Annotated in this window: 12 protein-coding genes and 1 pseudogene; 10 read left to right on the forward strand and 3 right to left on the reverse strand. The window is 37.8% G+C overall.

Annotated elements, in window-relative coordinates; translation table 11 throughout:
* Window positions 1–3: 3 nt before the first annotated feature.
* From KBP50_RS02395 to modB, 10 genes and pseudogenes are all read left to right on the forward strand, one after another.
* The gene (locus tag KBP50_RS02395) at window positions 4–3,339 is read left to right on the forward strand and encodes a GH36-type glycosyl hydrolase domain-containing protein (RefSeq protein WP_050349815.1); all 3,336 of its coding nucleotides are present in this window, start codon (window positions 4–6) and stop codon (window positions 3,337–3,339) included.
* Window positions 3,340–4,924: 1,585 nt separating this feature from the next.
* A complete protein-coding gene (locus KBP50_RS02400; RefSeq protein ID WP_050349816.1) occupies window positions 4,925–5,386 on the forward strand; it encodes a GreA/GreB family elongation factor in 462 nt (153 codons plus the stop codon).
* A gap of 287 nt (window positions 5,387–5,673) precedes the next feature.
* The gene (locus tag KBP50_RS02405; RefSeq protein ID WP_072741641.1) at window positions 5,674–6,072 is read left to right on the forward strand and encodes a DUF5391 family protein; all 399 of its coding nucleotides are present in this window, start codon (window positions 5,674–5,676) and stop codon (window positions 6,070–6,072) included.
* 583 nt (window positions 6,073–6,655) lie between these two features.
* Window positions 6,656–7,886: pseudogene (locus KBP50_RS02410) on the forward strand (IS110 family RNA-guided transposase).
* 598 nt (window positions 7,887–8,484) lie between these two features.
* A complete protein-coding gene (gene moaA / locus KBP50_RS02415) occupies window positions 8,485–9,495 on the forward strand; it encodes a GTP 3',8-cyclase MoaA (protein WP_050349817.1) in 1,011 nt (336 codons plus the stop codon).
* Between the two features lie 91 nt (window positions 9,496–9,586).
* The gene (moaD, locus tag KBP50_RS02420) at window positions 9,587–9,820 is read left to right on the forward strand and encodes a molybdopterin converting factor subunit 1 (protein WP_050349818.1); all 234 of its coding nucleotides are present in this window, start codon (window positions 9,587–9,589) and stop codon (window positions 9,818–9,820) included.
* A 164-nt stretch (window positions 9,821–9,984) separates the two neighbouring features.
* Window positions 9,985–10,581 carry a molybdenum cofactor guanylyltransferase gene (gene mobA / locus KBP50_RS02425; protein ID WP_050349819.1) on the forward strand — a complete coding sequence of 199 codons (597 nt, stop codon included), beginning with the start codon at window positions 9,985–9,987 and terminating at the stop codon, window positions 10,579–10,581.
* Complete coding sequence (locus KBP50_RS02430; protein WP_050350036.1) at window positions 10,556–11,110, forward strand: MogA/MoaB family molybdenum cofactor biosynthesis protein; 555 nt, start codon at window positions 10,556–10,558, stop codon at window positions 11,108–11,110. The genes mobA and KBP50_RS02430 overlap by 26 nt, the downstream gene beginning before the upstream one ends.
* A 145-nt stretch (window positions 11,111–11,255) precedes the next feature.
* Complete coding sequence (gene modA, locus KBP50_RS02435) at window positions 11,256–12,059, forward strand: molybdate ABC transporter substrate-binding protein (protein WP_050349820.1); 804 nt, start codon at window positions 11,256–11,258, stop codon at window positions 12,057–12,059.
* Window positions 12,059–12,730, forward strand: coding sequence for a molybdate ABC transporter permease subunit (modB, locus tag KBP50_RS02440; protein ID WP_050349821.1), 672 nt, complete (start codon window positions 12,059–12,061; stop codon window positions 12,728–12,730). Before modA ends, modB begins: the two co-directional genes overlap by 1 nt.
* Window positions 12,731–12,791: 61 nt before the next feature.
* Here the strand turns inward: modB and moaC are convergent, their stop codons facing one another.
* The 3 genes from moaC to KBP50_RS02455 all read right to left on the reverse strand — a co-directional run bounded on the left by moaC (window position 12,792) and on the right by KBP50_RS02455 (window position 15,654).
* Window positions 12,792–13,286, reverse strand: coding sequence for a cyclic pyranopterin monophosphate synthase MoaC (gene moaC, locus KBP50_RS02445; protein ID WP_050349822.1), 495 nt, complete (start codon window positions 13,284–13,286; stop codon window positions 12,792–12,794).
* Between the two features lie 318 nt (window positions 13,287–13,604).
* Window positions 13,605–13,853: a hypothetical protein gene (locus KBP50_RS02450; RefSeq protein WP_050349823.1), complete on the reverse strand. Its 249-nt coding sequence runs from the start codon at window positions 13,851–13,853 to the stop codon at window positions 13,605–13,607.
* 268 nt (window positions 13,854–14,121) lie between these two features.
* The gene (locus KBP50_RS02455; RefSeq protein ID WP_050349824.1) at window positions 14,122–15,654 is read right to left on the reverse strand and encodes a nitrate/nitrite transporter; all 1,533 of its coding nucleotides are present in this window, start codon (window positions 15,652–15,654) and stop codon (window positions 14,122–14,124) included.
* Window positions 15,655–15,714 lie beyond the last annotated feature (60 nt).

The following is a 15,714-nucleotide window of genomic DNA, read 5'->3' on the forward strand; positions in this document are numbered from 1 at the left end:
CTATTGAATCTAGGAGATAAATTTCACTTAAAAGCACGAGACATCACATTTACATTTCTTCCAAGTGGCGATATTTATGAAATTTCCCATAAAGAAACAATGATTAATCAGTGGCTGTCAAACCCTATTGATGGAGCGCTTAATAATATATATTTACGGATATATCGCAATTGGGATATAACAGCGGTTCCTTTAATAGGTGTCCGGTCGAATAGCGAGATTTTTACTACTGAAAAATATGTGAAGTGGAAAGGTTTTTTTGAAGATGTAAATTACGAGGTCACTTTCTATATAACGGATGCAGGTGTTTGGTTTTGGGATATTTTGTTAACTGGAGAAGATATAGAAGTAGACTTAATTTATGCTCAAGATTTAGGTCTGGCTGATAAAAGTGCTGTTCGTTCGAACGAGGCTTATATGTCTCAATATATGGATCATTCTATTTTTAAAGATAAGCAAAAGGGTTATGTTATTTGTACCAGACAAAATCAACCGCAAAAAAGTGGATTCCCTTATATACAGCAAGGTGCTTTGAGCAAGGTTGTAGGTTATTCTACGGATGGTCTTCAATTTTTTGGCTTATCCTATAAAACAACAAATCAAGCCGAAGTGTTAACAAAACCTTGTTTAGCAAATAAAAACTATCAGTATGAATTTGCATATACAGCATTACAATCAGAGAAACTTAATTTAAATGGGGAGCGGCATTTCGTATTTTATGGTTTGTTTAAAGAAAATCATTCTTCTGCAATTCAGGAGTTGGAATTTGATCATGAAATCAAAAAAGCATGGAGTTATATAAGGTCCGAATCAAAAGATAGTAGTCCATTAGAAAGGGTCCGTTTGTTATCTACAATAGGAGAACCGCTGCAAACATTGGAAATGACAGCACAAGAAATCGAAAAATATTTTCCTAATCGTCAGCTGGAAGAGTTTGCTCAGGAAACATTACTCTCCTTTTTTACAGATACGTATGAACATGTCGTTTTAAAGCGAAAAGAAGAACTTGTGGAGCGTCCGCATGGGCATATCATCATGAGTGGACATAATGATCAAGTGCGAGAAGATACGATGTCAACTACTTCATATATGTATGGAATATTTAATTCACAGCTCGCCATTGGTAATACATCTATGAATAAAATGATAACCAATGCACGAAATCCATTAAATATTATGAAAACATCGGGGCAAAGAATCTATATTCAAATAGATAGGACGTATCGTTTGTTAACGATGCCTTCTATGTTCGAAATAGGTTTTAATTATGCCAGATGGTATTACAAATTTCTAGATGATGTTATTGTTATTACTAATCTTACTAAGGTTGATGCAGCTGTACTTCAGCTGCATGTAAGATCGGAAAAAGGAAAAGCGTATAGGTTTATAGTTACAAATCAAGTAACGATGAATAATAATGAATATGAAGTCCCTTTTCATATAAAACAGAATGGAAATATCGTTGTTTGTACTGCCGACTCTAAATCAGATAGTGCGGCTGTATACCCAGAGTTAAACTATTATATTCACGTTACAGGTACTAAGATAGCCGTTAGCGATGAGCGAGAACTAGCTACAAATATTACTCCATTATCTACATCACTTTTAGTCATGACTATGAGTCCTACAGCTAAATGGAAATTGAACGTCCAAGGTTCATTAACTAAACAAGAACATCTCATTCAACTTTCGGATATTGCTAAAGAGATAGAGCGTTATCGAATCTATTACCGTCAAGTTAATAAGGGGTTTAAACTAACTACTTCTGGTAAGTCTACGAGGGAACTAGAGAAAATAAATACGTTAGCTTGGTGGTATACGCATCATATGCTCGTACATTTTTCATCTCCACATGGATTAGAACAATATGGGGGGGCCGCTTGGGGAACTCGTGATGTGTGCCAAGGTCCAACCGAATATTTTCTAGCTACGCAAAATGATCAAGCTGTTCGGGATATTATTAAAACCGTTTTTTCTCATCAATATGAAGATACAGGTAATTGGCCGCAATGGTTTATGTTTGATAAGTATACGAGGGTTCAACAGGAAGAAAGCCATGGCGATATTATTGTTTGGCCACTTAAAGTAGTTGCTGATTATTTGGAAGCGACCGGGGATTATAGCATCTTAGAGGAAGCAGTTCCGTATACAGATAGAGGTACATTTGCATTTACAGCACGAAAAGCGACGATTATGGAGCATCTTCTAAAAGAAGTAGATTATATCAAGAACCACTTTGCCCATCATACGTTTTTATCTTTATATGATGATGGTGATTGGGATGATACACTGCAACCTGCGAATGAACATTTAAAGAAATACATGTCCTCAAGCTGGACGGTCGCATTAACGTACCAGGTATTACAAAAAATGGCGCAAGCTTTAGCGGTGTATGATGAAAAAGAATCGTCAAAGATGAAAGAGCTTGCTTCAGGTGTGGAGTCTGATTTTAAAAGATATATCCTTTCAGAGAATATCATTCCAGGTTTTGTATATATGGAGAAACCAGGTAATATCGAGTTTATGCTTCATCCTACTGACTCAAAAACTGGCATCCATTATCGCTTATTACCAATGCAACGTAGTATTATTAGCGAATTATTCACAAAAGAGCAGGCTGAACAACACTATAAGTTGATTAAAGAACACCTGTATTTTCCGGATGGCGTTCGGTTAATGAATCGCCCTGCAAATTATGAAGGTGGAGTAAGTACGCATTTTAAACGTGCAGAGCAGGCGGCGAACTTCGGTCGAGAAGTAGGGCTGCAATATGTACATGCGCATATTCGCTTTGTGGAAGCGATGGCAAAGCTTGGCTATGATCATGAAGTATGGAAAGGCTTGTCTGTAATTAATCCAATATTAATTCAAGAAGAAATACCCCATGCAGAAATCCGCCAAAGCAATACGTACTTTAGCAGTTCGGATGGTAAATTTGCTACAAGGTATGAAGCACGAGAAAAATTTGCTCAACTACGTACTGGAGATGTTGCAGTAAAATCGGGATGGCGAATTTATTCAAGCGGACCAGGGATTTATATGAATCAATTGATCTCAAATGCATTAGGAATTCGCCGTCAGCAAGGGAATCTTGTGATTGACCCCGTTTTGCCAATGGAATTGGATCAATTAGAGTTCACATTTCAATATGTTGGGAAGCCAGTAACGTATCAGTACCATTTACAACATGGGAAAAAACAAGTTATTATTAATGGTAATAATGTGGATATCACTTCGTTAGCAGATAATCCTTATCGAGATGGAGCGATCATGGTCCAAGCCGAAGAACTGGAAAAATATTTACAAACTGATGAAAACAAAGTGGAGATTTATTTGTAGTGAGAAGAGGCTGGGACATAAGCAAATACTATATAGCCAAAGCCGAACAATCCATTTATAATTGTTCGGCTTATTTGCATTAAAAAATTTTTATCACCGCTATGTCAAAATACTTTGCTTTCCGCAGGTCTCTTCAGCTTCCTCGGAAAGCAAAAACCGCTTTCCTATGGGATCTTCAGCTCGCGCTGTTCCCGCAGGAGTCTACATATTTTGACTACGCTAAAACTTGCGTATACACAATTGGCGATTTATGGTTCGTTTTTTTAATCAGCCGATTTCGTTATGTCCCAGCCTCTTTTTTTATCCCTCATATAGGTGATTAGACTCCCACTTCAGGAGTTGGATAATCTGTACTGCAACAAGTCTAAGTGGGAGATAACAGCACCTAAATGCCCTATTTCGTAAGAGGCCTTGGTCATATCCTTGCGGTACTAACAATCAGTGGGGATGAATGAAATCTCCTACTGATTGAAGTTTCATTTTATATGTGCACCAGGTACGGCGGCTATCTGGGTGGTGAAAGTCTACTGTGGGGGTACACATCAACCAACCACTAGAAAAACGCAAGGTACTTATCGTGAGTTAAGGGCTGAAGAAAGCGTGTATCAAAATCTTCGCTCAACGAACAAAAATCGGATACCAAGGCTATGTAGGTGGATAAGGCTCCACAACAAGTAAAAGTTCTAAAGGATGTGCGTAATCCTATAGAAGAAATTAGGCGAGTAAAAGAGGAAAGATATAGTTGTCTTACCCTGAGAGGTCTGATGGAGACAGCTGAGGAGTCCCCCTGAAAAGGAAGCTGGTCGAAAAAGGTTTATCGTGGGAAATCAGCTGACGCCGTAGTAGTGATAAAATCACGAAGGGTTGAACAAATTATACTGTTTCTACGCCATGAATGCACGAAGGATAAACTTCTGAATGTGTTAATGATGAAAGTATGACGTTTCTCAAAGGACAGTCAAAAATAGAGTATTCTTCGTCATGTGAAAGAGAAGGAAGATACGAGTGTGAAACTTTTAGAAGAGATTCTAAGCAAGTGAAATATGAATGATGCTTATAAAAGCGTGTACTGTTAATAAAGGAGCAAGTGGAGTAGATGGAGTAACCGTAAATGAATGAAACGGATACCTAATGGAACATAAGATTGAACTGCGGTATACGGAACTTTTTGTACGTTGGTGTGAAAAGTGCGAAAATTTCTTAACCTTTCTCTTTACTCGGTATTTAAGAGTTGCTAAGTTGAGATAAAGGCTTGGAATCAGATACGATAGAGGAAATTAGTAAAAATTAGTTCACTATTCCTTCAAATAAAGATGGAGTAAAGTAACGGTCATAATGATGAGTTAGAACCAATAAGGAAACGATGCCAGATGAACACCCCCTTCCTATTTAGTTGGTGAACTATTATTGGGTTCTCTCATTGGCTTTGTGATAAGTGTAGCTTTAGTGTATTTATTTTTTAGTACTAATGCAGAAAAAAGCAGGAACGGGACGTGATCTGATTTTGTTGCTATACACTGGAGAGCCGGTTAGTAGCTTGTTTCCCAAACGATATAGTATGCTGTGTTTAGTGGAGGGAACTAATATGAAAAACATACCTGTAACTAAATCAGGATACCTAGAGCTTCAAGAGAAACTAAACTATTTAAAAGCAGTAAAGCTGCAAGAGGTAAATCAACAAGTAAAGGAAGGGCGGGCTTTCTGTGATTTTGATGAAGATCCAGAATTCAGAAAGTCCTTGGAGGAACAAAGTATCATACAGGCACAAATTACTGAATTAGAATCCATACTGGCTCGTGCAGAAATAATGGAAGTAACCAAAAGCGATGTCGTTGAACTTGGTACGTTTGTTACGTTTAAAGAATTACCCGATGGTCTTGAAGAGACATACCAGATTGTTAGTCCTAAAGAGTCAGATCCCCAAAAAGCGCATATCTCCACTAGTTCACCAATTGGAAAAAAATTAATCGGTAATAAAGTAAATGATAAAGTATTTGTAGAAACACCTGCTGGAACAGTGAAGTTGCTAATTACTAAAGTTGATTGATAATAATAAAAGGGGTGAAACCTTTATCGCCGTTTTTAAGATGCTGTAAGACTCCCCCCTCAGGAGTTAAATAATCTGTACTGCAACAAGTCTAAGTGAGAGATAATAGCATGTATGCCCCATTTTGTAAGCGGCCTTTCGGTCATACCATTACGGTACTAACAAGCCGTGGAGGATAAATGAAAACCTCCGATGATGTAATATTCACTTTATTTAGAAGCCTTTTCTGGTTTTGTTACTATTCAAGAATGCTTTTTTACTTAAAAAATAGAAAGGGTGAGCTTTTCGTGAAAAACAAGAAATATTTAATCGCATTAACAATACTTTCTGCTTTTTTATTTTGTGGTTTAATTATTGTTACTTCATTATCACCATTATCCGAACTGGGTGATAATGCAAATCAATTTAACTCCAAAGGTATGTGGCTTTCTATTGCAATGATTCTTATTTTTTATCTAGTACCATTCATATTATATACGGTTGGGTTAAATTGGATGAAAATAGTGATGGCTGTTTTTTGCACAATAGGAATTGTGATGCTTTTGTCAACAATTGTTATGGTTGCAATCATTGGTCTAATTAATGATAATATGTTGCAGTTGAGCAGTGTTATGGTCATTAGTGGAATGGGCGTTTTAGTGAACATCATTTGGTTTTTTGTTGCTTTTCGTGCCAGAGAAAAATAGAAAGTAAGGCCCTCGTCTCAGTTGATAGAGCATACTGAGAATTCGAAGTTGGCCTAGGAAAGGCAGGACAAAGGGGGCTTCTGAAGCCAACATCTTTGGCGATGTAGATATGTAATAGGAAATGTATAATTATAAATATACTATTATTTTCAAGGATGGCAGAAACATAGTTATTTATTTATCTCGTATAAGGTGCTGTAAGATTTCCCGCTTCAGGAATTGGATAACCTGTACTGCAATAATTCTACGTGGGAGAAACAGCACCTAAATTCCTGATTCATTCGCTAACAATCAGTGAGGGATGAATGATAACCCCCACTGATTGAAGATGTACTTTAACTTCCTTCGGTACTAAATTCGAGGTCATTGCTGACACTCTCTGTCGTACTAAGGGGGCTTTTTTTATAGAATAAGAAAGCATTCCTGTAATAAAGCAAAATGAGGATTGAACTAAAAACACCCCCTTGGTATGATACGAGGTGCCCAAAGCTAAAGCAAAAATGGACCCTTAAATTAACCAAGGAGGATTAATATGAATTATAAACAAAATGAAAAGATATTACAACTGACAGACAAATAATTAATTATTGGAGTTGACATCGCCAAGAATAAACATGTTGCTCGCGCAGGATTTTCGTGGGGTTCAATTTGGAAAACCACTATACTTTGAAAACGCGTTGAAAGGCTTCCAAACATTCACTCATTGGATAGAGAAATTAGCCATACAACAGGAAAAATCCGATGTTATTATTGGTATGGAGCCAACTGGACACTACTGGCTGCCCTTGGCTTATTGGCTCATGGAAAAACAACTCAAAGTAGTCGTCGTAAATCCAGCACATGTTAAAAAGTCAAAAGAGTTGGATGACAATTCCCCAACCAAAAATGATGTAAAAGATGCCAGAGTCATTTCACGCTTAGTTCAAGACGGGCGCTATTCGGAACCTCATCTACCAGAAGGGGTCTATGCAGAGCTGCGAGAAGGCATGAATATGTATGACCAATTAAGAAAAGACCTGCAGGCAGTACAAGGACGCGTCCATCAATGGATAGACAGGTATTTTCCAGAATACACGACTGTTTTTGCGAAGTGGGAAGGACAATCTTCTTTACAAGTTTTAAAAATGGGTTTATTTCCCGATGAAATCTCCCAAAAAGATGACATGGAAATCCTGTCAGAAATCCGTAAAGAAGTAAAAAGAGGAGTTGGCTTAAAAAAAGTAAGACAATTGAAAGAAGCTGCTCGCCATTCCATTGGAATCCAAGAAGGAAAAACCATGGCAAGGCTAAAGATACAAACATTAATGGATCAGTATACGCTCCTTCATGAAAAGATCGATGACGTTTGGAAAATGATAGAGGGGCTTACGAGCACCATTCCTGGTGTACAGGAAATGGTAGATATAAAAGGTGTAGGTGACATCACAATCGCTGCCTTTCTGGCGGAAGTGGGCGATCTCCATCATTATAGTCATCCGGAACAAATTATTAAATTAGCGGGCTTAAATCTAAAACTAGCAACATCAGGAAAATGGCAAGGAAGAACAGTCATTACCAAGAGGGGTCGACCAAAGCTACGCGCGCTGTTGTTCAAAGTAATCCTACCATTGGTAAATCACAATCCGGCATTTAAAGCCATGCATGGGTATTTTACAACAAGGAAAGAAAACCCGCTAAAGTAGAAACAATCATTAATCGCATTATGTTGTAAATTAATTCGAATATTATTCAAAGTAGGGAAACAACAAGTAGCCTTTAGTCCAGAAAAAATGTTAAGTGATATTCCGCATTTTCGCTTACAGAGTGCAGTTTAGCTAAGCAATAACGAATACTCGTTTAGACGTTTTTTAAGAAGTTCATTTTATACAAATACTACACAACAATGGAAGCACGGAGCAGCCGGCAAATTTTTATACAATCGGGTAATGACCCTGCAGGAAAGCAACGCCGGCCCCACTTCATGGATAGACCGAATGAAGGAATGTATGCGCGAAGACGCTGTGAGATGTGGGAGGGTTTGTCACCATGAGTATGGTGGGAAGAAGAGGTGCGATCATAGGCGTAATAATTTCCATTTTTTTCAAAAAGAAGAAGGATGGCTTATTAAGTGCACCCTTCTACATTAAAAATTACTCCTACACGGTCTTAACATATTGTTGATGAGTAAAAAACAAAATGAAATTAATTTTCTTCCTTACAGGCATCTCTCTAGGCAGTAGTTGGTGAACATTCGCTCTATATTCTGTTTACGCATCATTTCTAACAGGTTATCTTTCACTAGCACAATACCATGTACTTTTAATAATTTCGGTGGCAGTATTTTTATACGAATAATTCACCAATTTGTAAGGTATTTAGAGCTTGATTCTGTTAGAATGAATCTAAGTAGGAAAGGGAGAAGGAGGGGATTCAATGTCTGTAATCAAAGATAAATTTGGGCGTCCATTGCAAGATTTACGGATTTCTGTTACGGATCGCTGCAATTTTCGCTGCAGATATTGTATGCCACGGGAAATGTTTGGCAAAGATTTTACCTTTATGCCGAGGAAGCAACTGCTTTCATTTGAAGAGATAGAGCGGATCGCGAAAATCTTTGTTCAAATGGGAGTAAGGAAGATTCGATTGACTGGTGGAGAGCCTTTATTGCGTAAAGATTTGCCTGTATTAATTGAAAAATTAGCCTCTATTCCTGAATTAGAAGATGTAGCCCTTACGACGAATGCTTCTCTGTTAGAGCGCATGGCTTGGGAACTAAAAGCTGCAGGTTTGAACAGAGTAAATGTAAGCTTAGATGCTATAGATGATGCCGTTTTTGCCGAAATTAATGATTCCAGCTACAAAACGAACACGGTTTTAAGAGGAATCGATAAAGCCCAGGAAGTTGGGTTAGGCGTGAAAGTGAATATGGTAGTTAAAAAGGGAATGAACGATAACCAAGTAATTCCGATGGCGACCTATTTTAAAGAACGTGGTATTACACTAAGGTTTATTGAATTTATGGATGTAGGTACGACAAATGCTTGGGACTTTAGCCAAGTGATTACGAAAAAAGAACTTTACGATGAATTATCAAAGCATTTTTCGTTAGAAGCTGTGAATTCTGCTTATGTTGGAGAAGTAGCAAAACGATATCGTTATACGGGGTCGGCTACTGAAGTCGGGTTTATCACTTCTGTTTCTGAATCTTTTTGTTCTAGCTGTACTAGAGCAAGGATCGCAGCAGATGGAAAACTGTATACGTGCCTATTTGCATCAGATGGATTAGATTTAAGGAGTATATTACGTTCTGAAACGGACGATGAAGCAATACGTTCAGCAGTTGTGTGTGCATGGCAGAAAAGAGATGATCGGTATTCTGATGAGCGGACAGAGGAAACAGCAAAAAACAGGAAAAAAATCGAAATGTCTTATATAGGCGGTTAAGTTTTCATTTGAGCACAAAGAACAAAGGCGCAAGCGCTGTAAAATAAATAAGGTGACTTTTAAATGGTGAAGGTAAAGGAGGATAATCCAATTGATTAATGTTTTATTATTCGCACAGCTTCAGGAGGATTTGGGGACGGATCGATTACAGGTAAATGGGGATGGGATGACTGTTGAGGAATTAAAAAAGCAACTTCAGAAAAGCTATCACTTACCTCAGCTTCAGCAAATGATGACAGCAATTAATGAGGAATATGTAAATGATCAGGAAATGATAAAAGCTGGTGATACAGTTGCTTTTATTCCGCCAGTAAGCGGAGGGTAGAGAATCAAAAGGATAGTTATGAAGACTTTATTTTGGTGTTCGGTTCTCGTATGAGCGGGTGTCCATTTGAACCTAACGATCTTTTTTATAATGCGTGTGAAAAATCGACTGCTTTTAGAGCGGTTTTGCTAGCAAACGATATTTAATCGGAGAGGGGCGCTTTTGTGAAGCACAAAACAACAGGGGCGGTAATTGCAGGAGGTGCCTCCAGAAGGTTTGGCTCCCCAAAAGCATTTGCCAAGAAAGATGGGAAACCTTTTTACCAAATTTCTGTGGATGTACTGCGGCCATTTGTCAAGAAGGTCTGCATGGTTACAAGTCCTGAGTTAGCTTCGTTTTTTCAGCATGACGATATAGGGTTACAGGTGATAGAAGATGTAGCTCGCTATCAGGGGCATGGTCCGCTAGCGGGCATATATACTGCAATGGAGGCTTGTAATACGGAGTGGCTAATCACTTTGCCAGTCGATGTTCCGTTTATGAAGCCGAAGATTTTAGAGATTTTGCTTCACCATGCTTCGAGTAATGTAGAGGCAGTAATCCCAATCGTAGCTGGAAAAATGCAACCACTTGTTGCTCTATTCGATTGCTCCGTAAAAGAACGAATAAAAAACCAGCTCGATCAGGGAGAGCGAAGAATGGATCAACTGTTAGAAAAAATAAATACGCATTATGTGGAATTAGATGATGTAGAGGCATTCTTAAATATAAATCGGCAAATTGAATACAAAAAATATGTTGGAGAGACAGAAAATACTTAGACTGGAGGTGCTAACATTGCTGCGTGATCATAGAAAATCTTCACCAAAAGCAGTTACATGTGCCATTTTGACGGTCAGCGATACAAGGAATAAAGAAACAGATAAAAGTGGAAAGCTTATAAAGTCGTTTCTGGAAAAAGAAGGTCACGCTGTTCATGCATATGATGTTATTCCAGATGAAAAGGCGGATATTCAGGCTTATTTAAATAATTATGGAAAAGAAGTGGAAGCTGTTATCATTAATGGAGGAACAGGGATTTCACATCGAGATGTTACGATTGAAGCTGTTAAGCCATTATTAGAGAAAGAATTACCAGGCTTCGGTGAGCTGTTTCGAATGCTCAGCTATCAATTGGATATTGGATCGGCAAGCATTTTATCAAGAGCGATAGCTGGAGTATCTCAAAACCGGATTGTTTTTGCCATTCCTGGTTCCAGTGGGGCGGTAAGATTAGCCATGGAAAAGCTTATTCTTCTAGAACTGCGGCATTTGGTAATGGAAGTGAGGAAAGATTTAGAGCGAAAATGAAACTTAACTTCTTTCATTCGTGTAAATAAAAACGGTGATCAATTACAGTGGTTTCTGCTTAACAGGAATTGTTCTTTCTGTTTTCTACTAATAGAACCACTGGGAATGATGATAATTTAGATACGGAACAAAAGGATGAAGCAACGTGAAAAAAACAATTATATTCATTTTCGTAGTGATGCTGTTGTTTTTAACGGCTTGTGGAACTTCATCGAAGACAAGTTCTAAAGCTGATAAACCTGTAGAGCTTACTGTTTCTGCAGCATCTAGTATGATGGACGTATTAATGGATGTAAAAGAAAAATTTGTTGCAGAGAACCCGGAGATTGATGTGACATTTAATTTTGGTGGTACAGGGGCGTTACGTAAGCAAGTTGAACAAGGAGCGCCAATTGATGTCTTTTTTTCGGCTTCCAAGCAAGATTATGAACAGTTAATGGAGGAAGGCTTTATTGATCGAGGTAAGGAGTTACTACAAAATCAATTAATTGCTATCAAGCAAAAAGAGGTGCCTTCCCAATCTCTAGCAGATTTCATTGAAACCGAACAAAAACTTGCTATTGGTACGCCAGAAGCAGTTCCAGCAGGATTTTATGCCCAAGAAGTGTTAAAAAATATGGATGTCTGGGAGAATCTTCAAGGGCGACTGGTATTTGCTAAAGATGTATCCCATGTCCTTCAGCTAGTGAAAGATAATGCTGTTGCTGCAGGCATTGTCTATAGTAGTGACCTTCATCGTGTAAACGGAGTAGAGGTAATGGAAGAGATTGATCCTAAGTTACATACACCTATATCCTATTACGTAGCGATGATCGAAAATGGAAATGAGCAATCCGCGAAGAAGAAAGAAGCAGCTCAACAATTTTATAATTATGTGCAAAATGAAACGAGTAGAGAGCTGTTTAACCAATTTGGTTTTGTTATTAGTAATAAGTTGGTGGGTGATTAATGGCTTGGTCATGGCATCCTGTTCAGCTTTCACTTGTCGTAGCTAGTATAGCTACAGTTATCGTATTTGCTTTTGCGATTATATCTGTATTCTGGATGACAGAAAAAAATGTTAAAGGGCGAGCGATCATTGAAACTATCGTTTTCTTGCCGCTTGTGTTACCGCCGACAGTAATCGGGTTTCTACTAATTATGATTTTCGGTAACAACAGTTTTGTCGGGCAAGCCATTTCCTTGCTACGTGGGCAAACGATACTATTTACGGTCACTGCGGCAATTATTGCTGCCAGCGTTGTTGCTTTCCCACTCATGTATCAATCACTTAAAACAGGATTCCAAATGGTTGACGATAATATTCGCGGCGCGGCCAAGGTAGACGGAGCGTCGAGTTGGAAATTGTTATTTTTCATTACAATTCCATTATCTTACCGGTCCATTGCGACTGGGTTTATTTTAAGCTTTACGAGGGCGTTTGGCGAGTTTGGAGCAACGCTAATGTTTGCTGGGAATATTCCGGGGAAGACACAAACCATCCCAACCGCAATTTATCTTGCAATTGAATCGGGAAAAATAGAAATCGCAGCCTATTATGCGCTTATCAGTATTGGTTTTTCGTTTGTTTTATTATTCTTAATGAACGGATTAACGAGAAATAAAGAGCATAAAAAATAGCAGGGAGAAAATTATCCCTGCTACGTGAACAATATTTCCGCTTTACTGATGTAATACGTAGCTAGTTTGTGCCCCTATGATAATCGCCGCTTTTGCCACCGCTTTTTTCTTGCAAAAAGGTTGGTCCAATCGTCATCCCTTTATCGATCGCCTTACACATATCATAAACAGTTAATGCTGCGGTGGCGGCTGCGGTTAACGCCTCCATTTCTACTCCTGTTGGACCGACTGTTTTAACCTCAGCTTGGATAACTAACTGATACATATCATATGCATCTAACTCAACCCAAGTAAATGAAAGGTCTACACTGCTAATCGGTATCGGATGACACATCGGAATGAGGGATGATGTTTGCTTTGCTCCCATGATACCAGCTATTTGAGCTACCCCCAGTACATCTCCCTTTTTATTCTTTTGTTCGACAATATTTTCATAAACCATTTTATTCATATTTACACTTGACCGGGCGATTGCCTTTCTTTCACTTTCATTTTTTTCAGAAATATCAACCATTTTAGCCCTTCCATGTTCATTGAAATGTGAGAAGTCTGCCATGCTGTCACCTGCTTTCTTTGTTAAAAAGAGTGATTCTGTATCACTATTTTACCATTCTATCCTCCTAAAATGAAATTATAGCTATTGTCTATAGTAGTGCATTTCTTGTAATGATAAGCCTCATATCTCTTTACCTATTAGCCGATTTTAGCAAAAATGATCAGCCAATAGACTGATAGCTATATTTTTATTTATCCACCATTGTTTGTTTTTTCGCTTACATATTTCAGAATTATTTAAGAGTTTCATAAGCGAGGGCTTAGAATTACTGCATATGATGTAAGCGGATGAATAATGGAAGGGGGGGCACTCCCCCGTCTATTTATTTTTTCGTCTAAATTTATTTCTCCATCTACTTAATCTTTCTTTCAATGATTCTTCTGTTGCTGCAAAAAAAATACCCATTATAAAGAGGAAGCCTGCGCCCATAACAGTACCGATCCCGATGCCTGTTATATAGCTTCTGTCACTTATAAAGAAACCATATAAAAATATTAAAATCCCGATAGTTAAAACGATTGCTCCAGTATACTTAACAGCTCGTATCATCTTTCGCCGCTTTTTCATTGTTGTTACCTCCAATCATGTATACGTACTGTATTACAGTTTGAATTTTCCCATAATAATTACGTATCTATTATTCCATACCCTTCATTAATGGAAGCAAAAACAAATTCGTATATATTTGGTCCCGTATTTCATTTTATTTACGATAGTATGAAAATGGGTTAGCTCAAAAAGCCAAAAGTTTACGTAAAAACAAAGAAATGCATACAAAAGAAGGCTCCTACAAGTCTTATAAATAGACATAGGAACGCCCTCTTAATTATTTTCATTATGAAGAAACATTTTTATCGCTGATTATTGGTCGGTTATACATAGATAAATCATTAAACATGCCAACGTAGTATTTTATTTGTCCAGCATTATTTTTAATGGTGCTTATATGTAACCATTCTTTATACACTTCACTATTTTTCCGCTTGTTCCATATTTCTCCTTGCCAATAACCATGTTTATTTATATCTTGCCACATTAGTTCATAAAAAGACTTATCCTGTTTTCCAGAATGCAAAAGGCTAGGTCTCTTCCCGATTGCTTCTTCTTTACTGTACCCTGTCATCTTTGTAAAGGCAGGGTTAACATATTGAATCTCCCCATGGATGTTCGTTATCATAATCCCTTCTGAGGTTCCTTCGAATACTTTTCTTTCTAGATCTCTTTGTTCTTGGTAATACATGAATATAACAATTACTAGGCTTATGAAAGCAAATTGGGAAAGTGCCATAAATCCGATGGCATAATGCCCCGTTATATTATGAACGGTGGTTAATATAATTGGGGGAAAGAACCCACCTAATCCTCCCATTGCTGCCACGATACCATTAACAATCCCAGCTTGTTTTGAGAAGTATAATGGAACCAGCTTGAATACGGTTCCGTTGCCGATTCCAACACTTATGGCAACGGAAAGAGAGCCAAACGTATACCAATGAATATTTGGTGAAAAGGATAATAGAATACCAGAAATGGCTACACCAACAAATACAGCCATGAGTATATAATAGGCATTAAATTTATCTGCTAGCCATCCACCTACTGGTCTAAGAAATGTTGCAACTGCAATAAAGACGGCGGTTCGCACACCTGCATCAATAGATGTCAATGCAAAATTTGTAACTAAAAAGTTAGGTAAAAATACAGTAAATGCAACAAATGCGCCAAACGTTATAAAATAAAATAGGCTTAGAAACCATAGGGTAGAATTCTTATATACCTTGGTTATTTGTTCAACCATTGATGTTTTAACCTTGGATTCTTTTTTATCGCCAAATGCAATATTGAAGATAAGAAACAAGAGTATAAGTACAAGGTAGAATTGAATCGTTCTTTGCCAGCCAAAGGAATGGGCAATAACCGGTGCTAAGAAAGTAGTAATAGCCGTACCAATATTCCCTACGCCGTATATTCCGTTGATTAATCCATGCTTTTCTTTTGGGTAATATTTTGGTAAAGAGGTTACCCCAATGGAAAAAGTAGCTCCGCCCACACCAATTATAAATCCTCCGATAATTAAATCTATAAACGAATTAGCAAGACTTATATAGAAGACCGGGAGCAGTAGCGTACAGAAACAAATAATATGGATAATCCTTGCGCCATATCGATTGGTAAAGAACCCAATAGGAACACGTAGGACGGAACCTAAAATAACCGGGATAGCCGTAACTAACGAGACTTGTCCAGCAGTTAATGGAATATCTTCTTTCATACTGGGCATCAAGGAAGAGATTAATACCCATACCATAAAGCCGATAATTAGACTGGAAGTTTGCAAGGAAAGCTGAAGACCTGATTTTTTTAACATAACCGTTCCTTCCTCTCTCGTTTACATTATATTTATCATATAAATTTTTTTATTCCGAGG

It is taken from the genome of Virgibacillus pantothenticus (assembly GCF_018075365.1).
GTDB lineage: Bacteria > Bacillota > Bacilli > Bacillales > Amphibacillaceae > Virgibacillus > Virgibacillus pantothenticus.

Bases quoted from the DNA above. Each gene is read 5' to 3' on its own strand.
- modB (WP_050349821.1), top strand. From the start codon at position 12,059: ATGGCTTGGTCATGGCATCCTGTTCAGCTTTCACTTGTCGTAGCTAGT.
- moaC (WP_050349822.1), bottom strand. From the start codon at position 13,286: ATGGCAGACTTCTCACATTTCAATGAACATGGAAGGGCTAAAATGGTT.
- KBP50_RS02400 (WP_050349816.1), top strand. From the start codon at position 4,925: ATGAAAAACATACCTGTAACTAAATCAGGATACCTAGAGCTTCAAGAG.
- KBP50_RS02455 (WP_050349824.1), bottom strand. From the start codon at position 15,654: ATGTTAAAAAAATCAGGTCTTCAGCTTTCCTTGCAAACTTCCAGTCTA.
- KBP50_RS02430 (WP_050350036.1), top strand. From the start codon at position 10,556: ATGTTGGAGAGACAGAAAATACTTAGACTGGAGGTGCTAACATTGCTG.
- KBP50_RS02450 (WP_050349823.1), bottom strand. From the start codon at position 13,853: ATGAAAAAGCGGCGAAAGATGATACGAGCTGTTAAGTATACTGGAGCA.
- moaA (WP_050349817.1), top strand. From the start codon at position 8,485: ATGTCTGTAATCAAAGATAAATTTGGGCGTCCATTGCAAGATTTACGG.